General features: G+C 46.1%; 17 protein-coding genes. All 17 read left to right on the top strand.

Features of this window, described 5'->3' with window-relative positions:
- The first annotated feature begins 236 nt into the window (after positions 1-236).
- The 17 genes from FBF37_RS03805 (at position 237) to FBF37_RS03725 (ending at position 21,211) form a co-directional block, all read left to right on the top strand.
- On the top strand, positions 237-2,366 hold the full coding sequence (locus FBF37_RS03805; protein ID WP_138079630.1) for a ribonucleoside triphosphate reductase: 2,130 nt from the start codon (positions 237-239) through the stop codon (positions 2,364-2,366).
- Positions 2,314-3,057, top strand: a complete 744-nt coding sequence (locus FBF37_RS03800) for an anaerobic ribonucleoside-triphosphate reductase activating protein (RefSeq protein ID WP_138079628.1) — start codon at positions 2,314-2,316, stop codon at positions 3,055-3,057. The genes FBF37_RS03805 and FBF37_RS03800 overlap by 53 nt, the downstream gene beginning before the upstream one ends.
- Positions 3,042-3,704 carry a ferredoxin--NADP reductase gene (locus FBF37_RS03795; RefSeq protein ID WP_138079626.1) on the top strand — a complete coding sequence of 221 codons (663 nt, stop codon included), beginning with the start codon at positions 3,042-3,044 and terminating at the stop codon, positions 3,702-3,704. The genes FBF37_RS03800 and FBF37_RS03795 overlap by 16 nt, the downstream gene beginning before the upstream one ends.
- Positions 3,701-5,986 (top strand): hypothetical protein, encoded by a 2,286-nt coding sequence (locus tag FBF37_RS03790; protein WP_138079624.1) that lies wholly within the window; start codon positions 3,701-3,703, stop codon positions 5,984-5,986. The genes FBF37_RS03795 and FBF37_RS03790 overlap by 4 nt, the downstream gene beginning before the upstream one ends.
- A 126-nt stretch (positions 5,987-6,112) precedes the next feature.
- A complete protein-coding gene (locus tag FBF37_RS03785; RefSeq protein ID WP_138079622.1) occupies positions 6,113-6,571 on the top strand; it encodes a hypothetical protein in 459 nt (152 codons plus the stop codon).
- Between the two features lie 52 nt (positions 6,572-6,623).
- Complete coding sequence (locus FBF37_RS03780) at positions 6,624-8,780, top strand: cutinase family protein (RefSeq protein ID WP_138079620.1); 2,157 nt, start codon at positions 6,624-6,626, stop codon at positions 8,778-8,780.
- Between the two features lie 16 nt (positions 8,781-8,796).
- Positions 8,797-9,627, top strand: coding sequence for a phytoene/squalene synthase family protein (locus FBF37_RS03775; protein ID WP_138079618.1), 831 nt, complete (start codon positions 8,797-8,799; stop codon positions 9,625-9,627).
- Entirely contained in the window at positions 9,624-11,138 is a 1,515-nt protein-coding gene (crtI, locus tag FBF37_RS03770; protein ID WP_138079616.1) for a phytoene desaturase family protein, read from the top strand. Before FBF37_RS03775 ends, crtI begins: the two co-directional genes overlap by 4 nt.
- The gene (locus tag FBF37_RS03765) at positions 11,135-11,449 is read left to right on the top strand and encodes a lycopene cyclase domain-containing protein (RefSeq protein WP_138079614.1); all 315 of its coding nucleotides are present in this window, start codon (positions 11,135-11,137) and stop codon (positions 11,447-11,449) included. Before crtI ends, FBF37_RS03765 begins: the two co-directional genes overlap by 4 nt.
- Positions 11,434-11,730 carry a lycopene cyclase domain-containing protein gene (locus tag FBF37_RS03760; protein ID WP_138079612.1) on the top strand — a complete coding sequence of 99 codons (297 nt, stop codon included), beginning with the start codon at positions 11,434-11,436 and terminating at the stop codon, positions 11,728-11,730. The genes FBF37_RS03765 and FBF37_RS03760 overlap by 16 nt, the downstream gene beginning before the upstream one ends.
- Complete coding sequence (locus tag FBF37_RS03755; RefSeq protein ID WP_236861239.1) at positions 11,714-12,574, top strand: prenyltransferase; 861 nt, start codon at positions 11,714-11,716, stop codon at positions 12,572-12,574. The genes FBF37_RS03760 and FBF37_RS03755 overlap by 17 nt, the downstream gene beginning before the upstream one ends.
- Positions 12,571-13,218 carry a RadC family protein gene (radC, locus tag FBF37_RS03750; protein ID WP_236861238.1) on the top strand — a complete coding sequence of 216 codons (648 nt, stop codon included), beginning with the start codon at positions 12,571-12,573 and terminating at the stop codon, positions 13,216-13,218. The genes FBF37_RS03755 and radC overlap by 4 nt, the downstream gene beginning before the upstream one ends.
- Positions 13,219-13,239: 21 nt before the next feature.
- Entirely contained in the window at positions 13,240-16,089 is a 2,850-nt protein-coding gene (locus FBF37_RS03745) for an SNF2-related protein (RefSeq protein ID WP_138079610.1), read from the top strand.
- A 94-nt stretch (positions 16,090-16,183) separates the two neighbouring features.
- Positions 16,184-16,903 (top strand): DUF3800 domain-containing protein, encoded by a 720-nt coding sequence (locus FBF37_RS03740; RefSeq protein ID WP_138079608.1) that lies wholly within the window; start codon positions 16,184-16,186, stop codon positions 16,901-16,903.
- Positions 16,904-17,407, top strand: coding sequence for a hypothetical protein (locus FBF37_RS03735; RefSeq protein ID WP_138079606.1), 504 nt, complete (start codon positions 16,904-16,906; stop codon positions 17,405-17,407).
- An 830-nt stretch (positions 17,408-18,237) separates the two neighbouring features.
- Positions 18,238-19,155: a reverse transcriptase family protein gene (locus FBF37_RS03730; RefSeq protein ID WP_138079604.1), complete on the top strand. Its 918-nt coding sequence runs from the start codon at positions 18,238-18,240 to the stop codon at positions 19,153-19,155.
- 46 nt (positions 19,156-19,201) lie between these two features.
- Entirely contained in the window at positions 19,202-21,211 is a 2,010-nt protein-coding gene (locus tag FBF37_RS03725; protein WP_138079602.1) for a site-specific DNA-methyltransferase, read from the top strand.
- The last annotated feature ends 1 nt before the right edge of the window (position 21,212 follow it).

The following is a 21,212-nucleotide window of genomic DNA, read 5'->3' as shown; positions in this document are numbered from 1 at the left end:
CAGAAATTATTGATATGATTCACCGCGACGTTTTGGCATCATCAGAGGGAACAACATCTTCCGCGTCTCACATGTAAATAATACAATGTATTTTCGTTGACAGACGCTATATATCGCGTGTATATTCTATATTAAGCACTATATATGGTGTTTTTAGAAAATAAATAACGTTTTTTGCAACACGCACCCCTTGGGGAGGTTGGGGTCTGTTTGTTGTTGTCATAATAAGGAGGGGTATGTACAAATCAATCAAAAAACGTGATGGTCGCACCGTCAAATTTGATCGCAAAAAAATCGAAAAAGCCATTGAAAAAGCGGGCTTGGAGACTGGCGAATTTGACAAAAAAACAGCCAAGGAACTGACCGAAAAAGTATTGGCGGTACTGGAAGCTCGCAACCAAAAACAATTACCGGGCGTCGAAGATATCCAAGACATTGTCGAAGATGCACTGATTGATTCTAAGTTTAAGAAGACCGCCAAGGCCTACATCATCTACCGTGACCAGCACAAAAAATTGCGCGAAATTACATCTAACGCGCATGTTGATTTAATCGATCAATATATTGGTAACCTGGACTGGAAGGTGAATGAGAACTCCAACATGGGCTACAGCCTACAGGGGTTGAATAATTACGTATCGGCGGAAGTTACGAAGACTTACTGGCTGGACAAAATTTACACATCAAGGATTGGTCAGGCACACAAAGAGGGTGATTTGCATATTCACGACCTAAATCTCCTCAGTGTGTATTGTGTTGGTTGGGACTTGACTGATCTGTTGCAAGAAGGCTTTACGGGTGTTGCTGGAAAGGTGGCCTCCAAGCCAGCCAAGCATTTCCGCTCAGCCTTGGGCCAGGTGGTAAACTTCTTCTACACCTTGCAGGGTGAGGCAGCTGGTGCTCAGGCATTCTCTGATTTTGATACACTGCTGGCGCCATTTATTCGCGCTGATAAATTGAACTACGACGAGGTGAAGCAGGCGCTGCAAGAATTCGTCTTTAACGTCAATGTGCCAACACGAGTTGGTTTCCAAACACCGTTTACCAATATTACGCTTGATCTCGAGTGTCCAAAGCACATGGCTGACAATCCAGTGATCATCGGTGGTGAAATGCAGGACACTACTTACGGCGAATATCAAGAAGAGATGAATATGCTGAATAAGGCGCTGCTAGAGGTGTTGTCTGAGGGTGATGCTAACGGCCGAGTCTTTACCTTCCCAATCCCAACGGTTAATATCACCAAGGATTTCAACTGGGATAATCCAGTGATTGAAAGCCTGTGGGAGGCCAGTGCTAAATACGGCATTCCATACTTCTCAAACTTCATCAATTCTGACATGGATCCAGAGGACGCGCGCTCGATGTGCTGTCGCCTGCGCATCGATAATCGCCAGCTGGAATATCGCGGCGGTGGACTGTTCGGCTCAAACCCAATGACTGGTTCAGTTGGTGTGGTGACGATCAACTTGCCACGTTTGGCGCTGAAGTCAAAGAATGAGAAAGAGTTCTTCAAGGGCCTAGGCGAACTCATGGATATGGCAAAAGATAGTCTGGAGACTAAGCGCAAGGTCCTGGAGCGATTGACTGACGCTAACCTTTATCCGTACACTAAGTTTTACTTGCGCAACATTAAGCAGCGATTTAACCAATACTGGAAAAATCACTTTTCAACCATCGGTTTGATTGGCACTAACGAAGCGGCGTTGAACTTGCTGGGTGTTGACATTGGCACGGAAAAGGGTCAGGCGTTTGCCGAGAAAACGCTTGACTTTATGCGCGACCGCTTGGTGAAATACCAGAAAGAAACGGGCAACAACTACAATCTAGAAGCAACGCCAGCTGAGGGTACAACCTACCGCTTGGCGCAGCTCGACAAGGCTAGCTTCCCTGACCAAGCGCACTTTGCCAATGGTTTGGGTGCGGAAGTTAAACATCCGTTCTACACCAACTCCAGCCACTTGCCGGTCAACTACACTGACGACCTGTTTGAACTGATGGATTTGCAGGATAATTTGCAGACTAAGTACACGGGCGGTACAGTGATTCACTTCTTCCTGGGTGAACGCATGGATGATCCGCAGACGCTGAAAAAACTGGTCAAAACGATTTGTGAAAACTACAAACTGCCATACTTCACCTTCAGCCCAAGCTTCAGCATTTGTAAGAATCACGGTTATTTGGTTGGTGAGCATCCAACCTGTCCAAGCTGTAATGAAACGACTGAAATTTACTCACGCGTGGTTGGTTTCTTGCGTCCGACGTCCCAGTGGAACAAGGGCAAGCAAGCTGAATTTGACATGAGGGAGCATTATGACGATGCCGCCGAACACCAGCGAGTCAACACCGTCGCTGTCCCAGCTTAAGGTATCGATTGGCGGGATTCAGAAGCTGTCGCTGGTGGACTATCCAGGACACGTGGCGGCAGCGCTGTTTCTCTCTGGCTGTAATATGCGCTGCGGCTATTGCCATAATCCGGAGCTGGTGTTGCCCGAACGCTTGGCGCCGAGCATCCCGGTTGAGGAAGCGATGATATTCCTAAAATCGCGCATTGGTCGACTAGACGGCGTGGTGATTTCTGGCGGCGAGCCGACAGTCAACGAGGATTTGCCGGTGCTGTGCCGGATGATCAAGAGCCTCGGTTTTGATGTCAAGCTGGATACCAACGGTACACACCCTGACATGGTGCGCAGTATGGTCGAGGAGGGGACGATTGACTTCATCGCCATGGATGTCAAGGGGCCGCTGGAAAAATACGTGGAGATTGCGGCCCGGCCGATTGATCTAGCGGCAATCAAAGACAATGTGCGGCTGATGATTGACTCAGGGATCGGCCATGAATTTCGGACGACCATCGTTCGCGAGCAGCTGGAGGTAGCGGATTTTGAAAAGATTGGCGAGCTAGTCAAAGGCGCCAAGCGCTTTGCTCTGCAACATTTTCGCACTGGTACCACCATTAGTCCAAAATTTGCCAACTACCACACCTTTACCGACGAAGAGTTTAGAGCCGCCCAAAAAATAATGGAAAGGTATGTTGAAGAATGCGTGATTCACTAACTGTCGAAATTGTGCGCGTGCGTCAGGAAAACCCAGAGGTGACGACGCTGTATGTTGTGCGGCCGTTTGACTTTATGGCGGGGCAATATATCACAGTGTTCATCGGGGGTAGCCAGGTGCGCGAAGGTAAGGCGTATAGTATTTCCTCGCGTCCGCATGAGGAATTGATGTCGATTACCGTGAAAAATGTGGGCGGCGAATTCTCGAGCTATTTGTGTTCGCGCCAGGTTGGTGATAGGCTGCACATTAGCCGGGCATACGGCGATTTCAATCCGCAGACTGAGCGGCCGCTAGTCGGCATCGCGGCGGGGTGTGGACTCAGCCCGATTTGGAGTATTTTGGCGGGCGCCAAGCAGCCGACTTTTCTCTATTTGAGCCAAAAATCGCCAGAATACATGGTGTTCTCAGAGGAGTTAGCGGCCTCATCCATCCGGGTCAATAAGTTTAGTACTTGCCAGCAGATTGAGGAAAAAGACGGCTGGCGGAACGGGCGGTTTGAGGTGGCGAAAATCGTCGCTGAAACGCCGGACGATGCGCACTTTCTGGTCTGCGGAAGTTTGCCGTTTGTGCGCGATGTTTGGCAAAAACTAACCGCCGCTGGCGTCGACGAATCACATATTTCAACGGAGACATTTTTTGAGCAATGATTGGGGCGACGACTACAGTAGAATTATCACCAACAGGAATTGACGGTGATGGTTTTGATGTGTTTTCGTCGCTGAGAGATGGTAGTGAGGGTGAGGATTTTTCGTCTGGTATTGATGAAGCGGTGACTGATGGTGTGAGTCAGTTTGACTTGGTGGCGGTGGCTGGTGGTAAAGCGGAGCTTGATGTTGCTATGTCTGATGACGACACAAAAGAAGACTTTGCACCGATTGATCCTGAGCGTTGCCGAAACTTTGGTACAGCGGCGTGCCTTGGTTGTGTCAATTTAGGGCTATGTCAAGATCGTCAAGCCGCAATGATGGAGAAAAATAATGACCTTCAGCCCGAAGAGCAGCTGAGCACCTTGGAGCAATTACTCCGAGAGGACGAAGCGCCAGGTGAAATCGTTTGGGCGCAGGTGGTGCCAGAAACTGATGAGGCTGGCAACTTGGGTCAAACTGAAGAGGTGTCGGAAACGGCAAGTCCTGAGGTGATGGGGGTGGTTTTGGATGGTGAAAATATAACAGAAGATGACGGCTCTAAAGAGCAGACGAGTAATGTTCATGATGAGGAAGATTTTAAGGCAGCGGAGACTACCATTGAAGTTGTGAAGGATGCGGGAGTAGATGATTATGCGGCAAAGCCACAAGCTACCAATCCTGTTCTTGATGAACTGGCTGAGATGAGCGAGCAATTAACGCCGGAAGACACAGTGGTTTTGCCAACGCCAATGGCAGTTGAAGCTGAGCCAGTCGCGCCTGCTGTCAAGGATGTGAACAAGGTAAGTGACGATTTTGCCGATATGGTAGTGAGTGATATTCAAGCGTCACCGCAGATTGAGGTAAAAGAGCCAAAGTCAGCTGAAACAGTGAAGCCGGTTGATAGTTCATTACCAACTTCACCGGTTGAGATACCATCAAGAGAAACGCCACCAGATAATACCACCGTCGATCATGCAGGAGATTATGACAATAGCTATCATATGGTGAGTAAGCCAGAAGAAAAGAGCGCACCACCAGCTACTGAGCAGGAACCCTCTGTCCAGATGCCGGACGCATCAGTCAATGTGCCGATGGAAGATGCGAAACATGAAACACCTGCCAAAGAAGTGGTTGCGGTGGAGGTGTCAGTGCCAGTAAAGGAGCAACCTGACCAGCCGGCAGTCATGACGTTGCCAATTCAAGATTATGTTGAATATGGTGAGGAGCCCGCGGTTGATCATAACTCAACACAACCTGTTGTTGTTGATATGCCAGTAGCGCACGAGGTGGTGGAAGTGGTACCGACGGAGAATGCCGCAATCGAGCCAGAAGCACCGACTCCAGTTATTCCTGTCGAGACTATTGTTGATGAGGATGAACTTTGGACCGATCCACTGCAGGGTGGCGGTCAGGAAGTAGCAGTGGATCAGACGGTTTATGAAACGCCGACTTCCCCAGTTGAGCAGCTTGACGATGCGGTGATGGAGAGGTGCTCCTGTGATAGTGACGAAGAAGTGTGGGCCGAGGAGAATGTGGTATTCTTTGTTGAACAGTCGTCAGTGGCGGAGCCAGAAGCGACTTTGACTGAGGCAGTGACAACGGAGCCGTTAACGGAAGCGACGATTGTGGCAAGCGAAGAAATTGATGAGCCGGAAGTTTTTGTGGCTGATGAGATTGAAATTGAGCCTGTGGAGCCGTTGGATAATATCCAGGTAATATCAGTGCCCGAAATCACCAAGGATGACCATGAGCCGGTGGAACGGAGTATGGTTCCTGTTTCATCAGCTATTGAACCAGCGTCTAATGCTACATTAGACAAGGCGCCGGTACAAATGTCAGAGGAATATGGTTTGCCTCGTGAGAAGCAGGATAATGTAATTACGATAACACCGGAAGAAAACGGCTTGTGGCTTGGAAGTGATGAGCCCGAGACTATGGTTATGGACGGTAGCGACGCAGAACAAAGTGGTGATTTGTCTGAAGAGCAAGAAGTGTCTATTGTCATTGACAGGGTGGCTGAGGTGACAGAAACAGAACTGAGCGAGCGAGATGATTTGATGACTGACGATGTGGCTGATGGGTATGGTTATGACAGCGAAGTAAATGCCGCGGATGATTTCCTGATTGTCAAACATCATCCATCATTGGGCTTATGGACGGATGATAGTCGATTGAATCCGGAAGACAGTAAAACCCCGACCACTGGTAGCGCCAGCGTCGTTTCATGGTTAACGAAGTTGGTTGGAGTGGTGGCGGTACATGTTGTTTATAACACAAACGAAAATAAGCTGAGCATACAATAGACATTATAAAAACCATAAGCTATAATAACCGCATATGGTTTGTGATTATGCACCGCCAGTCAATATGCAAATTATTTTAGTTTTCAAGCGCCCTTTGGGGCGTCTTTTGATTGTAAGGAGGACCAGATGAATAGTGGTAAACAAATTAATATTAGGAAAATAGTATCATATATAGTTATCAGCTTGATAGTCTTGGCTGGACTAGTGATTTGTTTGGTACTCTGGCGAGGTAGTACGAAAGATATTGAGGCGGTGGCTGACAGTTTTAAGCCACTTGAGGGGTGGCAGCAGGCTAAGTATGAAGTAGTTCCGCCACAGTTCTTATGTTTGATGGGAAACTGTCCAGAAGTGTATAAAGTATGGGTATATAAGGATTTTATAAACTATGATGATATTAAGAAGTTTACTAATAACGATAAATTACTGGAGATAGAGGATGGATGTAAGGATAAGAACCTTGACGTTTGTGAATTTAGTGGAAAAAGAAATGGCTATCAGTATAGAATAAATGTTTCACGTCGTGATGATATGACGAGTATAGGACTAACGGTAAGAGAAAGGGGATTTGTTGATAATATTGATTAAATTATTTTAAGTATGAACTGTTAATTATTAAGATGATGGGGTGGTAGTCTTTATGAAGAAGCGAGCTGTAATAAGCTATACACTTGTAGCGGCTATAATTGTCAATCTAGTTGCTTTTAACGTTAATGCTGCGGCAGAGAATGTTAATAATAAATGTACGCTGGTTACGGGGATATTTGCTAGAGGCTCTGGTCAGGAGGTTGGTCAAGATAAAGGTGAAGCGGCACGATTTAGGAGTCAGTTATTGTCTAGGATTGGTGATAAATCCAAATTCAATTTCTACGAACTAGGCAGCGAAAGTTACGGCGGCAACCAGTACCCGGCGGTTAATGTTAGTGATCTTATGAATGGCAACGCCATTGGCGCCAAGATGAGTGGTGGTATGAAACATGATTATGGCAAAAGTGTAAATCAAGGTGTCGCAGAATTGAACACCTATTTAACTGCTCGCCACCGCAAATGTCCCAAAGAGTTTTTCATTTTGGGAGGTTACTCACAGGGTGCGCAGGTGGTTGGACAGACCTTGCCTGGCATATCATCTGACATCAAGCAGAAGATAGTCTTTACGATGTTGTTCGGCGATCCTAAATTATATTTGCCAGAGGGTGAAGGTATCCTGCCGCCAGCGTGCTTTAAGAAAAAGTTATCAACCTATCGCCGGGAAATTGCTAATTGTTTTGTTGATAACGGTGCCCTTGGTGCGCGAAAACCGTTTTTGCCAGACGAAGATAATGTAAAAACTGGACTATGGTGTCTCGGTCATGATTATGTATGCGGTAGCTCAAAATTTGCTTGGGATACGGATGGACATGGTAAGTATGCTAATACCAATGGGCCAATCGATGATGGTGTATTTGAGGCGGCTATTCGGTTAAATAAGGCTATTCAGTCTACTCCGCAAGACGGTCCAATAATCAATGACAAGCGTTCAAATAATAATATGGGCACGACGGGAACTGACGTAGTGTTTGTTTTGGATACCACCGGGTCGATGCGTCCATATATTGATCAGATGAAAACGTTCATCAGAAATTATAGCTCGAAGATCAAAGAAATGAACGGGCGAGTTGGATTGGTTGTGTATCGTGACGCTGGTGATGAATATACTGCTAAAAAATTATCAGATTTACAATCGGATACTACCGACCTGCTTACCAAGCTTGATAGCATTTCAGTTGATGGTGGTGGTGACACACCAGAGGCGGCGTTGCATGCTAGTATGGTGGCGATGAATGAGATGAAGTGGCAGAAGGGAGCGACAAAAGCAATCATTCTGTTGACTGATGCTGGCTATCACGAGCCGGATAGAGTTGACGGCTCAACGGTGGCGGCTGTAGCTAAACGCTCGCTGGAGATTGATCCAGTAAATGTGTATCCGGTTGTGGAACATCATCTGGTGAATTCGTACGCAGATGTCGCTAAACAAACCTCGGGCCAGGTCGTTGTCAGTGGCGGCGAGAATGACACAATTGGCGCATTAACAAAAGCCTTAACTAAAATCAAGAATCGTCCGAATGCCAAACTGAAAATAGGTGAATATTATGCGGAGGTTGGCCAGGAAATTACCTTTGATGCCAGTGATTCGTACGTCGTTGATGGTAGTATCACAAAGTACGAATGGGATTTTAATGGTGATGGCAAGATTGATCAAACGACAACAAGTCCAGTCACCAGTCATGTCTATAATGAAAAATTTGATGGCGTCATGCAAGTGCGAATAAGTGCCAGTAACGACACGGTGTCAAACATATCGGCACCTGTTAAAGTTGGCATAAAACCTAATTTACCTGTTGGTCCTGGAGCACCTCAGGTTTCGGCAAAAATTATTGAACGAAATGGTAATAAGGCGACAATTCGACTCAATTGGCAACCGGTTGACGAGCTGTCTTCGCGTTGGTTGATCAGGTTGGATGACAATAATCTGGGCTGGGCTGTTGGCGAGCAGCGACAACTTGACATCACTGATGTAGATATATCAACAACGAGAACGATTACCGTGACAGGCATGAAAGCCGACGGGTATGTTGGTAGATCTAAGACCATACAGATTGATAATAAGACGCCTACCCCTCAGACGGAAGATCCAACTGTCAAGCAATGTCCGTATAGAATAAAACTAGGTCCAATTACCATCGCCTGTCGTTATCAGAAAATAACGTTTGGCAAATGGTCGTTTTATTGGATGGTTTGGTATATCATTAGGGTATGATTAGTATCATGCAAGGATGGTGCTGTTGATGGAGCTATACCAGCAGGTAAGCTATGAGCTGGCAGAGCGATTAATGCGGCGCTACTCGACTTCGTTTTCGACGAGCAGCTGGCTGTTGGCGTCACGCATTCGGCCGCATATTTACGCGATCTATGGCATGGTGCGGCTAGTGGATGAAATTGTCGATACGTACCGTGGCGATGATGCGATGGCTCAGCTCGACAACTTTGAAGCAGTGGTTTACCAGGCGTGCAAGCAGGGCTATTCGACCAATCCAATCGTTCATGCTTTTGCTCTCACGGCCCAAAAGTACGGTATCGAGCGAGAGCTAATTTCCCCATTTTTTGCAAGTATGCGGATGGATATTACGACCATGGAATATGATGAAGCGGCATACCGACGCTATATTTACGGCTCGGCGGAAGTGGTGGGGTTGATGTGTCTCAAGGTGTTCGTTGAAGGCGATGCGGCTCAGTATGAACAGTTGCGTGAAGGTGCCAGCCATTTGGGTGCGGCCTACCAAAAAGTGAATTTTTTGCGTGACATGAAGGCAGATCACGAAGTTTTGGGGCGGATGTATTTTCCGGGCGTTGATTACCTATCGTTTAGTGATGCCAGCAAGCGGACCATCGAAGCGGATATTGCGGCGGATTTTGCCGTAGCCAAAGCGAGTGTGCAGCAACTTCCGTCAACTGCCCGCCGAGCAGTGCATACCAGTGTAATATATTATGAAGCACTGTTTCAGCGGCTGCAGAATGCATCAGTTGCCGATCTTAAAGCGCGGCGCATTCGGGTGCCGAACAGTGTGAAGTCTGTACTATTCGCGCGAGGAGCGGTGGGATTATGAAGAAGAAAGCGGTGATTATTGGCGCAGGATATGGCGGGCTGGCGCTGGCAAATTTGCTGGCGAAAGCAGGGTACGAGGTGGCGGTGTACGAGAAGAACCCGTCAGCCGGTGGCCGGATTCAGGTGGTCAAGCAAAACGGATTTACCTTTGATCTTGGCCCGTCATGGTATTTGATGCCAGAGATTTTTGAGCAGTATTATCAATTGTTTGGTCGATCAGCCAAAACAGAGCTCGACTTGGTGCGATTTTCGCCCGGCTACAAAGTGTGGAGCGAAGGCTATGATCCACTGATCATTCAGGGTGATGTTGATAAAGACATGACAACCTTTGAAGCCATTGAGCCTGGTGCGGGCAAAAAATTGCAGCGCTATGTCACGCGCAGTAGCCAGATATATGAGGTGGCGGTGAAGCACGCGCTATATAATAATTTCACGCGGGTTAGTGATGTGTTACAGTGGCCACTTTTGCGCCAGCTACCAACCATGTTGCCGCTAGTGTGGCGGACACTGGACGCACATGTTAGCCGCTGGTTTCGAGATCTTCGGCTTAAACAATTGCTCGAATATCATATGGTATTTTTGGGTTCCAGCCCGTTTCAAGCCCCAGCCGTCTATAGCCTGATGAGTCATCTCGATTTTCGAAGCGGTGTGTATTATCCGCGGCGTGGAATGTTGGAATTGGTGAACAGCATGGAGCGGTTGGGAAGAAGTTTGGGCGTGGCATATCACTATAACTCACCGGTGAAGCAGATTGTGCTGGATGGTCATCAGGCCACAGGTATTGAACTGATGAATGGCGAACGCATTGCGGCTGACTTGGTAATTTCGGCAGCTGATATTCATCATACTGAAACCAAATTATTGCCGCCAGCTGCCCAAAGCTACCCCGAAAAGTATTGGCAAAAACGCCAGCCGGGGCCAGGCGCGTTGCTAGTTGCGCTGGGCATCAAAGGAAAGCTACCAAATTTGCAGCACCATAATCTCTACTTTGTGAACAAGTGGCGCGAAAACTTTGCGGCGATTTACGAAACCCATACCGTGCCGGAACATGCGTCGCTTTATGTGTGTAATCCAACTAAAACTGACCCATCGCTCGCTCCGCCAGAGCATGAAAATCTGTTTGTGCTATTGCCACTACCAGCAGGCGTGACGCTGACGCCACAGCAAGAAGCGGCGTGTGTGAAGAAGATCGTCAAGATTCTTACCGAGATGAGCGGCGAATCAGATTTACCAAAGCGAATTGTTTCTCGGCTTATCTACAGCCCAGAGCAGTTTAGTGAGCAATTTAATGCCTGGCAGTACAACGCCTTTGGTGGCGAGTCGCACTTGCTCAGCCAAAGCGTTATGTTCCGTACGCGTAATCGCAGCAAAAAAGTGTCAAATCTGTATTATGTTGGCGCGGGAACATTGCCGGGAATCGGTTTGCCGATGTGCCTGATTAGCGCCCAGCTGACCTACAAGCGCATCACAGGAAACCGCCGCCGTGGACCGCTCACGAAGGAGGATATATGAGTTGGCTGTACTTAGCGGGAATTATATTTAGTTTTGCGGGTATGATAGTGCTGGACTGGCGGTATAGGCTAGCTTACTGGTATGATGCTCGCCGTACGGTATTAACGGTGCTCATTATGACCAGCGTGTTTATCGTGTGGGATATTTGTGGTATTTCGCTCGGCATCTTTCTCAGCGGGCATTCGCCATACATGTTGGGCGTGTACTTATTCCCAGAATTTCCGCTGGAAGAATTGTTCTTCTTGCTATTTTTGAGCTATTTTAGCCTGGTAATTTACCGGGCAGGAGTAAAGCGATGGCGACATATATAGTACTCAATCTACTGTTTTTGACGACGGTGCTGGGTGTGCTGGCATGGTGGAAATTATTGACATTTGGCCGTGTGGTGTGGGCGACGCTAGCGGTACTGCTGGTGACGACGATTGTGTTTGATTCACTACTGATTTACCTGGGCATGTTTACCTATCCTGCGGATAAAATTTTGGGCATACGCGTGGGGTTAGCGCCGATTGAAGATTTGTTTTATGCACTACTGGCCGGCCTAGTTGTGCCAGCGATTTGGAAGGGGCTGGATCGTGAAAGAAAAGTGTAAGGTACTATTTATGACCTCGCGGCCGCTGTCGTGGGTGAACACGGCCTATCCGTTTGCGGCGGGCTATGTGGTAATGGGCGGGGTGGTTGATGCACGGCTGATTATTGGTACGCTATTCTTCCTCAGCCCGTACAATCTGCTGATGTACGGCATCAATGACGTGTGTGACTATGAATCGGATATGCGAAATCCCCGCAAGGGCGGCGTAGAGGGAGCGGTGACACCACGGAAGTATCATCGGTTGATCGTGTGGTCGGCGGTGCTATCATGCCTGCCGTTTGTGGTGGCGTTGGTGTTTCTGAGTAATTGGCAAAGTGCGTCGGTGCTGGCAGCGGTGTTGTTTTTTGTGGTGGCATATAGTGCGAAGGGGCTGCGGTTTAAGGAAGTGCCACTGTTGGATTCGGTGACGTCGAGCCTACATTTTGTCGGTCCATTACTCTATGCCTATTCGTTGGTCGGCACGACACAAGCGGGGTGGTTGGTGGCTGTCGCGTTTTTCTGCTGGGGTATGGCTAGTCAGGCGTTTGGTGCGGTGCAGGATATTATTCCTGACCGTGAAGCCAATATTCGCTCCATTGCCACGGTGTTTGGTGCGCGGGCGACGGTGTGGCTGGCGATAGTGCTGTACGCGGCAGCGGTCGGGTTGGTGGCGTGCCTGGGCGTGGCGGCATGGCCAGTGGCAGTCGCAGGCGGCTTATATATTATTAACCTGCTGCCGTTCGTGCGAATTCATGATAAAGATTCAGCGAATGCACGGGCCGGCTGGCGACGTTTCTTGTGGCTGAATTATGTTGCTGGGGCGGTGGTAACCGTGACGTTATTGATGAAGGTGTGGGGTGTATGATGAAAATGCATGATCGCCGTCCTGATGATCGTCCACGCGAGAAATTGGCGCGTTACGGTACGGCGCGGCTGAGCGACTTGGAGCTGCTGATGGCGGTGATTGGTAGCGGTAATAGACAGGCGGATGTCGGTAAAATTGCACGCGAAGTGCTGAAAATTTTGCGTCAAAAAGGTGGTGATGTTTTGTATGATGATCTGCGTAGCGTGGTTGGTTTGGGCGAAGCGAAAATCCCGGTGATTCTGGCGAGTTTGGAGCTGGCGCAGCGGTACTTGCTGGACAGCGACCAGCCAATCATCGATAGCCCAGAAAAGGCCGTCGAGCTACTGGCCGACATTCGCGACAAAAAGCAGGAATATTTTGTCTGTCTGACGCTGGACGGCGCGAATCGCTTGATTGCCAAGCGGGTGGTGACCATCGGCACGCTAACTGCCAGCTTAGTGCACCCGCGCGAGGTCTTCGCCGACGCTATCGCCGACCGCGCGGCCTCGATCATCGTGGCGCATAATCATCCGAGCGGGAGTATGAGACCAAGCCAGGCTGACATAGAAACGACCAATCGGCTCAAACGTGCCGGCGAGTTGCTTGGCATACCTCTTATATCTCATCTGTTAATCACCAAGCAATCCTCCCGAGTCATCGACTAGATAAATGTTATAATAGTCTTGATGATTACCTCTGATTATCAGGCGAAATATATTGCCCATGAGCTTGAGCGCGTCTATGCTAACGATGACGTTGCTAAGTTGTCGGGCCTGATGTTTGATGCTCAGATTATCCCGACACCGCACCAAATTGACGCGGCGCTGTTTGCATTGAATTCGCCAATGGCTCGCGGTATTATCTTGGCGGATGAAGTCGGCCTCGGTAAAACCATTGAGGCGGGGATCGTTATTATGCAATACTACTCGGAACGCAAACGAAAGATTCTGATTATTACGCCATCAAGTTTGCGTCAGCAGTGGGCGCAGGAACTGCAGGAAAAGTTTAATTTACCGGCGACTGTTGTCGATGCTAAATGGATTAAGTCAAAAAGAACTATTGAGAAAGATGGTATTTATATCTGTTCTTACGAATTTGCAAATCGCCATTCAGAAAAGCTATCGAATGGTTGGAATTTATTGGTTCTTGATGAGGCACATAAGTTAAGAAATTTCTATAACAACCAAAAGGGTATCGCTAGTGCGGTCTCTGATATCGCCAAAGGTTCCGAAAAATCGCTACTTCTCACAGCCACGCCGTTACAAAATCGGCTTGAAGAACTGTACGGCTTAGTGTCGGTTGTTGACCCTAAATATTTTTATAAACTTGATGTTTTTCGCCAACGCTATATTAAGTCAAATCATCCGTTTGCACTCGATGATCTTCGCTCGCGCATGAGCAAAATCGCCAAACGCACTTTACGCTCAGAAGTCAAGAAATATATTAAATATACTGATCGCATTGCTAAAACTGTTTGTTTTGAGCCGTCGGGCGACGAGCAAAAATTATATGAGCTGGTGGACGAATATTTGCATCGCGATAAACTGTATGCCTTTGCATCTTCGCAGCGTCACTTGTCAGCGCTGATTCTTCGCAAGCGTCTTGGCTCGTCCACGTTCGCGGTTGCTAGTACACTTCGAAATATCGTACGGCGCATGGAGGAAGAGTATGCTACGGGTAAGGTTCGTGATAACCGTGGTGGCTTGATTGACGAGCTGGGTGATCTGAATGACGAAGAGATTGAGGCTTTTGAGGAAACTGGTGCTTATGATGACTATATAATCAAATCGGCCAAAGAGCGCGCCGAGTTTCAGGCTGAAATCGACGAACTAAAATCATACGCCGACTTTGCCGATTCAATCAAAGAAAATGTCAAAGCCGAAAAATTGGTCGAGGCGATCAATGTCGGCTTTAATGCGCTGGAATCAAAAGCTGCTCGCAAAGCAATCATTTTTACTGAGTCAACCTTGACGCAAAACTACATTGCTAAAACGCTAAAAAAGCAGGGCTATGACGGAAAAATAGTGTTATTCAATGGACAAAATAACTCGCCGGAAAGTACCGAGATTTATCGCCAATGGTTGGCGGATAATGAAGATTCCGATGTCGTCACCGGCATAGAATCAGCAGATCGCCGCAAGGCATTAATTGATAAATTCAAAGAATCCGAAATGCAGGTTATGATCGCCACCGAAGCAGCTAGCGAGGGTATCAATCTGCAGTTTTGCTCCATGCTAATCAACTATGACCTGCCATGGAATCCGCAGCGCGTTGAGCAGCGAATTGGGCGTGTCCACCGCATGGGGCAGAAATATGATGTTGTTGTGGTGAATTTTAGCAATCAAGGTAATGTCGCCGAGCAGCGTATTCTTGAACTGTTGACTGATAAATTCAGTTTATTTAAAAGCACGTTTGGTGCTAGTAATGATGTGCTTGGTGCGATTGAAAGTGGACTCGACTTTGAGAAGAAAATTAGCGATATCTTGAATACCTGTCGCACCGATGATGAGATTAGCCAACGGTTTGAAAAGCTGCAAGAAGAATTTAAGTCAGAAATTGATACTGAGCAACAAGCGGCGCGTACCCGGATTTTTGAAGGACTTGATCCTCACGTACAGGATCGTTTTCGTCGTTATGACGAACAAGCCGAAGAAGCTTTTACGCGATTTGAGCGATTATTTATGGGCTTAACGCGGTATATATTGCGCGACAAGGCGTCATTTGAAAACGAACATGTTTTTGATCTAAAAACTGCACCAAAAAAGGATATCGAATGCGGAACATATTTCTATAAAACTGAACGCTTACCGCATGCCAGGCAGTATAAATACGCCGATGATTTAGCTGAATACGTACGTCACAGTGCAAAGACTGCGCAAACACCTCCAGCAGAACTTATCTTTGATATTGGTCAATCTGATCGAGTCGCTTCTGAGGTGAAAAAGCTAGTTGGCGTGCGGGCAACAATGATTGTCGAGCAAGTAACCTTTCCGATGAAAATAGATTCGTCAGACATGAGCGAAAGTTACATTTTGGCATCAGCACAGACAGACGATAGTGTACTGCTCGACACAGAGACTTGCCGTAAGATACTTGATTTATGTGTTACCAGTGTCAATCACAGGAAAGTCCCTCCAGGTGAAGTGTTGCAAAATCACCTGGCTAAGCAGATCGCCGAACGCCAAGAAGAAGTCAAGGGCCGAAATACTGAGGTTTATCTCGACAAAAAAGATCTGCTAGAGCGTCAATATAAAGACAAAATTGTTGAATACGAAATGAAAGTCGATAAGCTTGACGCTAAAATCAGAGACTTGCAAAAACAAGAGCGCCAAGCGGGCGACGCCGCCTCTCGTCTAAAAATTGCCAGCGAAGTCCAAGTTTTGCGCAAAAAAGTCCGCGCCCTCAACCGCGAGAAGTATGACCTTGAAGACAGCATGGACGAGCAAATATCCGATAAAATATCTCTAGCACAACAAGCGTCTGAGGGCGGGGTAATTACCGAGAGGTTATTTACCATAGAATTTACCATAGAATAAGCAACTTACCGTGAAAAATGGTAAAAAGCTGGTGATTTTCACGGTAAGTCAGTCTGCGGAGTTAATCCATAAGCGAATATTGTATAATATAGATATGGAGAATATAGAAACGCTTTTGAGCGCAACCAATGTATATATAGACGAATCTGGTCATACTGATGATCCGAGCAGTAATACTATGGTGCTCGGCGCGCTTTGGATTAGTGTCCCTCAGCTTTCTCTGTTTACCGATGCGATCAGAACAGTTAAAAAGAAGCACAATATAGCTTCGCATAGAGAGATTAAATGGACGAAAGTAAGTCCAGCGAAGCTTGATTATTACAAAGAGTTGGTCGATGTATTCTTTGCTGTTGAACAGGTAAATTATCGAGCAGTAGTTATCGATAAATCAATTATTGATTATGAAACCTATAATAAAACTCGAGATGACTTTTATTATTCAATGACCTATATCCTTGTCAGGACTATTGCAGAAAAAAGATATGGTGATATGCGCCTTTTTCTTGATTATAAAGATGCTTGGTCTGGTATAAGGACTACTAAGCTTGCAGGCTATCTTAATAATACATCTAGTCTGAACAGTAAATCACTGAGTGCACAGCCCGTAAGGTCGCATGAGGTTGTTGGACTGCAGCTATCTGATATATTAACTGGCGCAGTTATGTATGCAAATAAGCCGCAGGAAGAGCAAAAATCAGATGCAAAAAAAGAACTTATAGCGCACATAGAACAGCGTTCTGGGCAAAAGTTAACTTGCGGTACTCCCTATAGCTCGGAAAAAATAAACATACTCAAATGGAAGCCAAAAAGATAGATGTATCCAGATTGGCTACCAGATGAACTAAGACTTAACCGTTCTTTGCAAGAGGACATAGATGAGCTGTATGCTCTTTACAAGAGAGACTTTATAGACGGCAGTGTATGCGTGGTCGATGATGCACCGGTTTATGTCAACAGTATTCCAGATAGGTCTATATGGGAGGGTAAATACCCACATGGATTCACTCATATAGTAACGCGCGGCGCTAAGGAGCGTACGATTGACTACGACAGAGCTAAAAAGTTACCATGGGTACGAGCTATCCTCGAGAATTATACTGCACCCGAGGTCACGGCTTTTTGGTCCGAAACTCCTAAGGGCGCTACGCTTTATTTATGGCTTGCAGATCTCGACTTCGTTGTAGTTATTCGCCCGAAAGATGAAAGGAATATCGTTATTGGTCAAAAAAGAATGATTATTACCGCGTACTACATAGATGAGCCGTACACAAAACGCGACTTACAGAAGAAGTATGGTAACTCTACCCGTCGATTGTAACTTATTTCACACGCAAAAAGCGCCCTTGAGGACGCTTTCAGTGTTAATCGATACAACCTGGCACGTTAACACAACTAGTATAGCATAGGATTATAATTAAGTCAATAGTTTCGGTATTTTGTCAATAGCATAAGCGTATTTTATCCACAGCTTACATCTGTAAAAATTGAATACGCTTTTTATCAAAAAACTATTGACAGGTTTCTTTGTCTTGTGGTCGCTGCTTATTTCTTTAACGATAAAAAGCATTCTCCAAATTTGCTATATTCTGGAGAGTGTTTTTATAAGCCTTTCGCTTTAGTTTTTGTTATAGAAGGGTGTGCTGGTTCGTGCGGTCATTGAGGTTGTTGTGGTATAATATCAATTGAGACAGGTACGGTATGTTGTGCCAAATCTGTCCTGTACATTCCTAACCTTTTCTTGTTGCGTTATTGCGAAGAGCTTGTTGGCGTTTACGCCGGCGTCATTGATGCCATAACGGGCCTGGCACACGCTGATGTGGAATAATTAAGTTTACCTATTAAAGGTGCGCAGCGTTATCCTCAGTTGGCGGATGGCCTCCTGGTTGTGTAGTGTTGGCTATTTGTCTACTCTTTAGTTTTGCTTTTCGTAAATGCGCAGCGGCGAAATAGCCGAACTAAAGGAAAGGAGAAGGTATGTTAGCAATCAGCTGTGAAAATCTAACAATTCAAGTCAATAGCTTAATTGTTGATTGTAAATATCTGACCATTCAGATCGACAGCACTACACTAGCTCTACTGATCTTCATGTTTATGAAATAGGTAGAGCACCATGACTTGCTATTAACACCCAATAATTAATGGTGAATCATGGTGAACCAGAAGTGTATTACAACTACAAAATTGTGTAGGGATATCCTTAAAATTCCTAAGGAAGAACTCTTGGCTCTGCTGGCCGACAGACAGTCTTATTATGTACCGTTCGAAAAAAAGAAAATTACGGCTGGAGGTCGGGTTAAGATTAGAACCATTGAGCCTCCTCATGGATATCTTAAAAGAGTTCTTAAAAAAATTAACATCACGGTCTTACAGCCACAGATGGAGAGGCTACCATATGGAGTAATGGGTGGCAGAAAGGGATATTCTGTCGTTGATAATGCAAAATATCATGCCTCCGCGCCTGCTCTTATGAAGTATGACATTAAAGACTTCTTTCCTTCTATCAAATATGCCGACGTCTTTCATATATTTCGATACCAACTTAATTATTGTGAAGAAGCTGCTAATATTCTTGCACACTTGACTACTTTTGAGAATTCTCAACACGGGGTGCACGTTCCGCAAGGTTCACCAACCAGCATGAGTATAGCTATATTTGCGGTTGAGAAGATGTCGTGTGCAGTTGATGATTATTGTAGAGAAAACGGGCTAAAATTTTCAATTTGGGTTGATGATATCACTATATCCGGCCCATACGACAAACTGTGTAGGCATAGATCGACAATTAACCATATACTAAACTCTACGCACTACAGAATTAATCCTGATAAGGACAGTGGAATAGTGAAAAAAGGACAAAAAGGACGGAGTGTTACTGGTGTAATAATCTCTAACGACGGTAGATTGACAGTTGGACATAGTAAGCTCTCTCGTCTGCGGAGGCAGGTTAAACGTTCAACTAGACCGTCTGATAAACTAAGGGGTAGATTGCAGTTTTTACTACAGGTTAATAAGCATCAGGCCCGTAGGTTGATACATGAGTATGCAGAAAAGCATCGCAAAAATTGATATAATACGAGATAAGTGATAAATAGAGGTATTAGGAATAAAATATATGCAGAATCATGAAAATCAAAACTTAAATCAATTACCATCCACTTCTCCCAACTTCCGCACCGACCTAGCCAAAAAGCTGGAGGAGCTGGTTCCGGAGGTGATTGCGGATGGTAAGGTGGATGTCGTCAAGTTGAAGGAGCTGCTGGCGGAAGATGCTGGCGAGCCGAATGAGCGGTTTGGGTTGTTTTGGCCGGGCAAGAAGCAGGCGCTTCGGGCGGCACAAGAGCCGACGACCGCGACGCTCCGACCTGCCAAGGATGAGAGTAAGGATTGGGATACGACCAACAACATTTTCATCGAGGGCGATAACCTCGAGGTGCTAAAAGTATTGCAAAAACAGTATCACAACAGTATCAAGATGATTTACATCGATCCGCCATACAATACTGGCAAAGACTTTGTCTATCCGGATAATTTCAAGGAAGGTTTGCAAAACTACCTGGAGTTTAGCCAGCAGGTGGACGAGGGTAACAAAAAGATTAGTACCAACACTGAAACCGCCGGCCGTTATCACAGCAACTGGCTGAATATGATGTATCCGCGTTTGAAGCTGGCACGCAATTTGTTGACGGATGACGGGGTGATATTTATTTCGATTGATGGCCATGAATATGATAACCTATTGAAATTACTGCTGGAGATCTTTGGCGAAGCAAATTATGTCAACACGTTTACCTGGGTGAATAACCTAAAGGGTAGGCAGATATCTGGCCATGGTGCTGCCCGTACATATGAGTATATAGTTTGTTTTGCTCGTAAAATAAGCCTCGTAAATGAATTTCGGGCTAATGCAGAACGACTAAAGAGAGCTATGCCGTCAGTATATAAAGGATTTGATTATAAGGTTCAGTCAGATAAATATGGTGACTATGTATTGAAGAATGAGCTGTATAACTCTAATTCCGCATTCAATGAAGAGACGCGCCCTAATCTTGTGTTTGATATTTTTTATAATCCTGATACCAACGATATAAAGACATTTGATGTTAATGTAGTACCTCAGCTTGATGGCTATGTAAAAATTAGTCCCAAACTTAATAATAACGGAACCAATAAATACCATGCGTATAGATGGAGTAGAGATAAAGTTATATCTGAATCTTACAACCTAGAATTTGTAAAAGTAGGCGACAATTTTAAGATATATACAAAAGTCCGCGACATTGGAGACACTACAGTTAAGGATGTTATTACCGACATAAATACTACGCATGGATCTAGTGATATAGCAAAAATAAATCTTAATCCTAAATTGTTTGATTTTCCAAAACCGATGACATTAATTTACTTTTTGGCAATGATTGGACTACAAGGAGACGGTATCATTCTCGACTTCTTCGCGGGCTCTGCCACCACCGCTCATGCCGTCATGCAACTCAATGCCGAAGATGGTGGTAATCGTAAGCACATTATGGTGCAGCTGCCTGAGCCGACCGATGAAAAGAGCGAGGCGTTCAAGGCTGGCTACAAAAAGATTAGTGATATTGCTCGTGAACGCATCAACCGGGCGGGCGAAAAGATCAAGGCTGACTTTGCTGACAAGCTGGCTGAGCGTGATACCCCGCTGGACGTTGGATATCGCACTTACAAACTAGCTGACACTAATTTTACTAAGTGGCAAAGTACGCCGACGGGCGATTTGACAGAACTGCAGGTACGCCTGAACCTGATGCGTGAAAGTAGTAATGACAATGCCAGCGAGGAAGATTTGCTGGTGGAAGTGCTTTTGAAAATGGGCCTGCCGCTGACTACGCGGACTAAAACCGTCGACGTCGATGGAATTCATGTGCATCAAGTTGTGACTGAGGGCGATTCGTCAGATGGCCAACCAGTGCTATATCTCAATGAGCATGTTAAGCCAGCTTTGGAGCAATTACGCACTATTATCACCGACCTTGCTCCAAGTAAATTTGTCATTCTCGATGACGCCTTCCAGGGCGACAATCAGCTCAAAACCAATCTGGTCCAGACTTGTAAAAGCTATGATGTAGAATTGTGGACGGCGTAGA

Origin of the sequence: Candidatus Nanosynbacter featherlites (assembly GCF_005697565.1) — a bacterium.
Classification (GTDB): Bacteria; Patescibacteriota; Saccharimonadia; order Saccharimonadales; family Saccharimonadaceae; genus Nanosynbacter; species Nanosynbacter featherlites.
The sequence above is the reverse complement of the archived record's forward strand: the minus strand, read 5'-3'. Positions and strand labels throughout refer to the sequence as shown.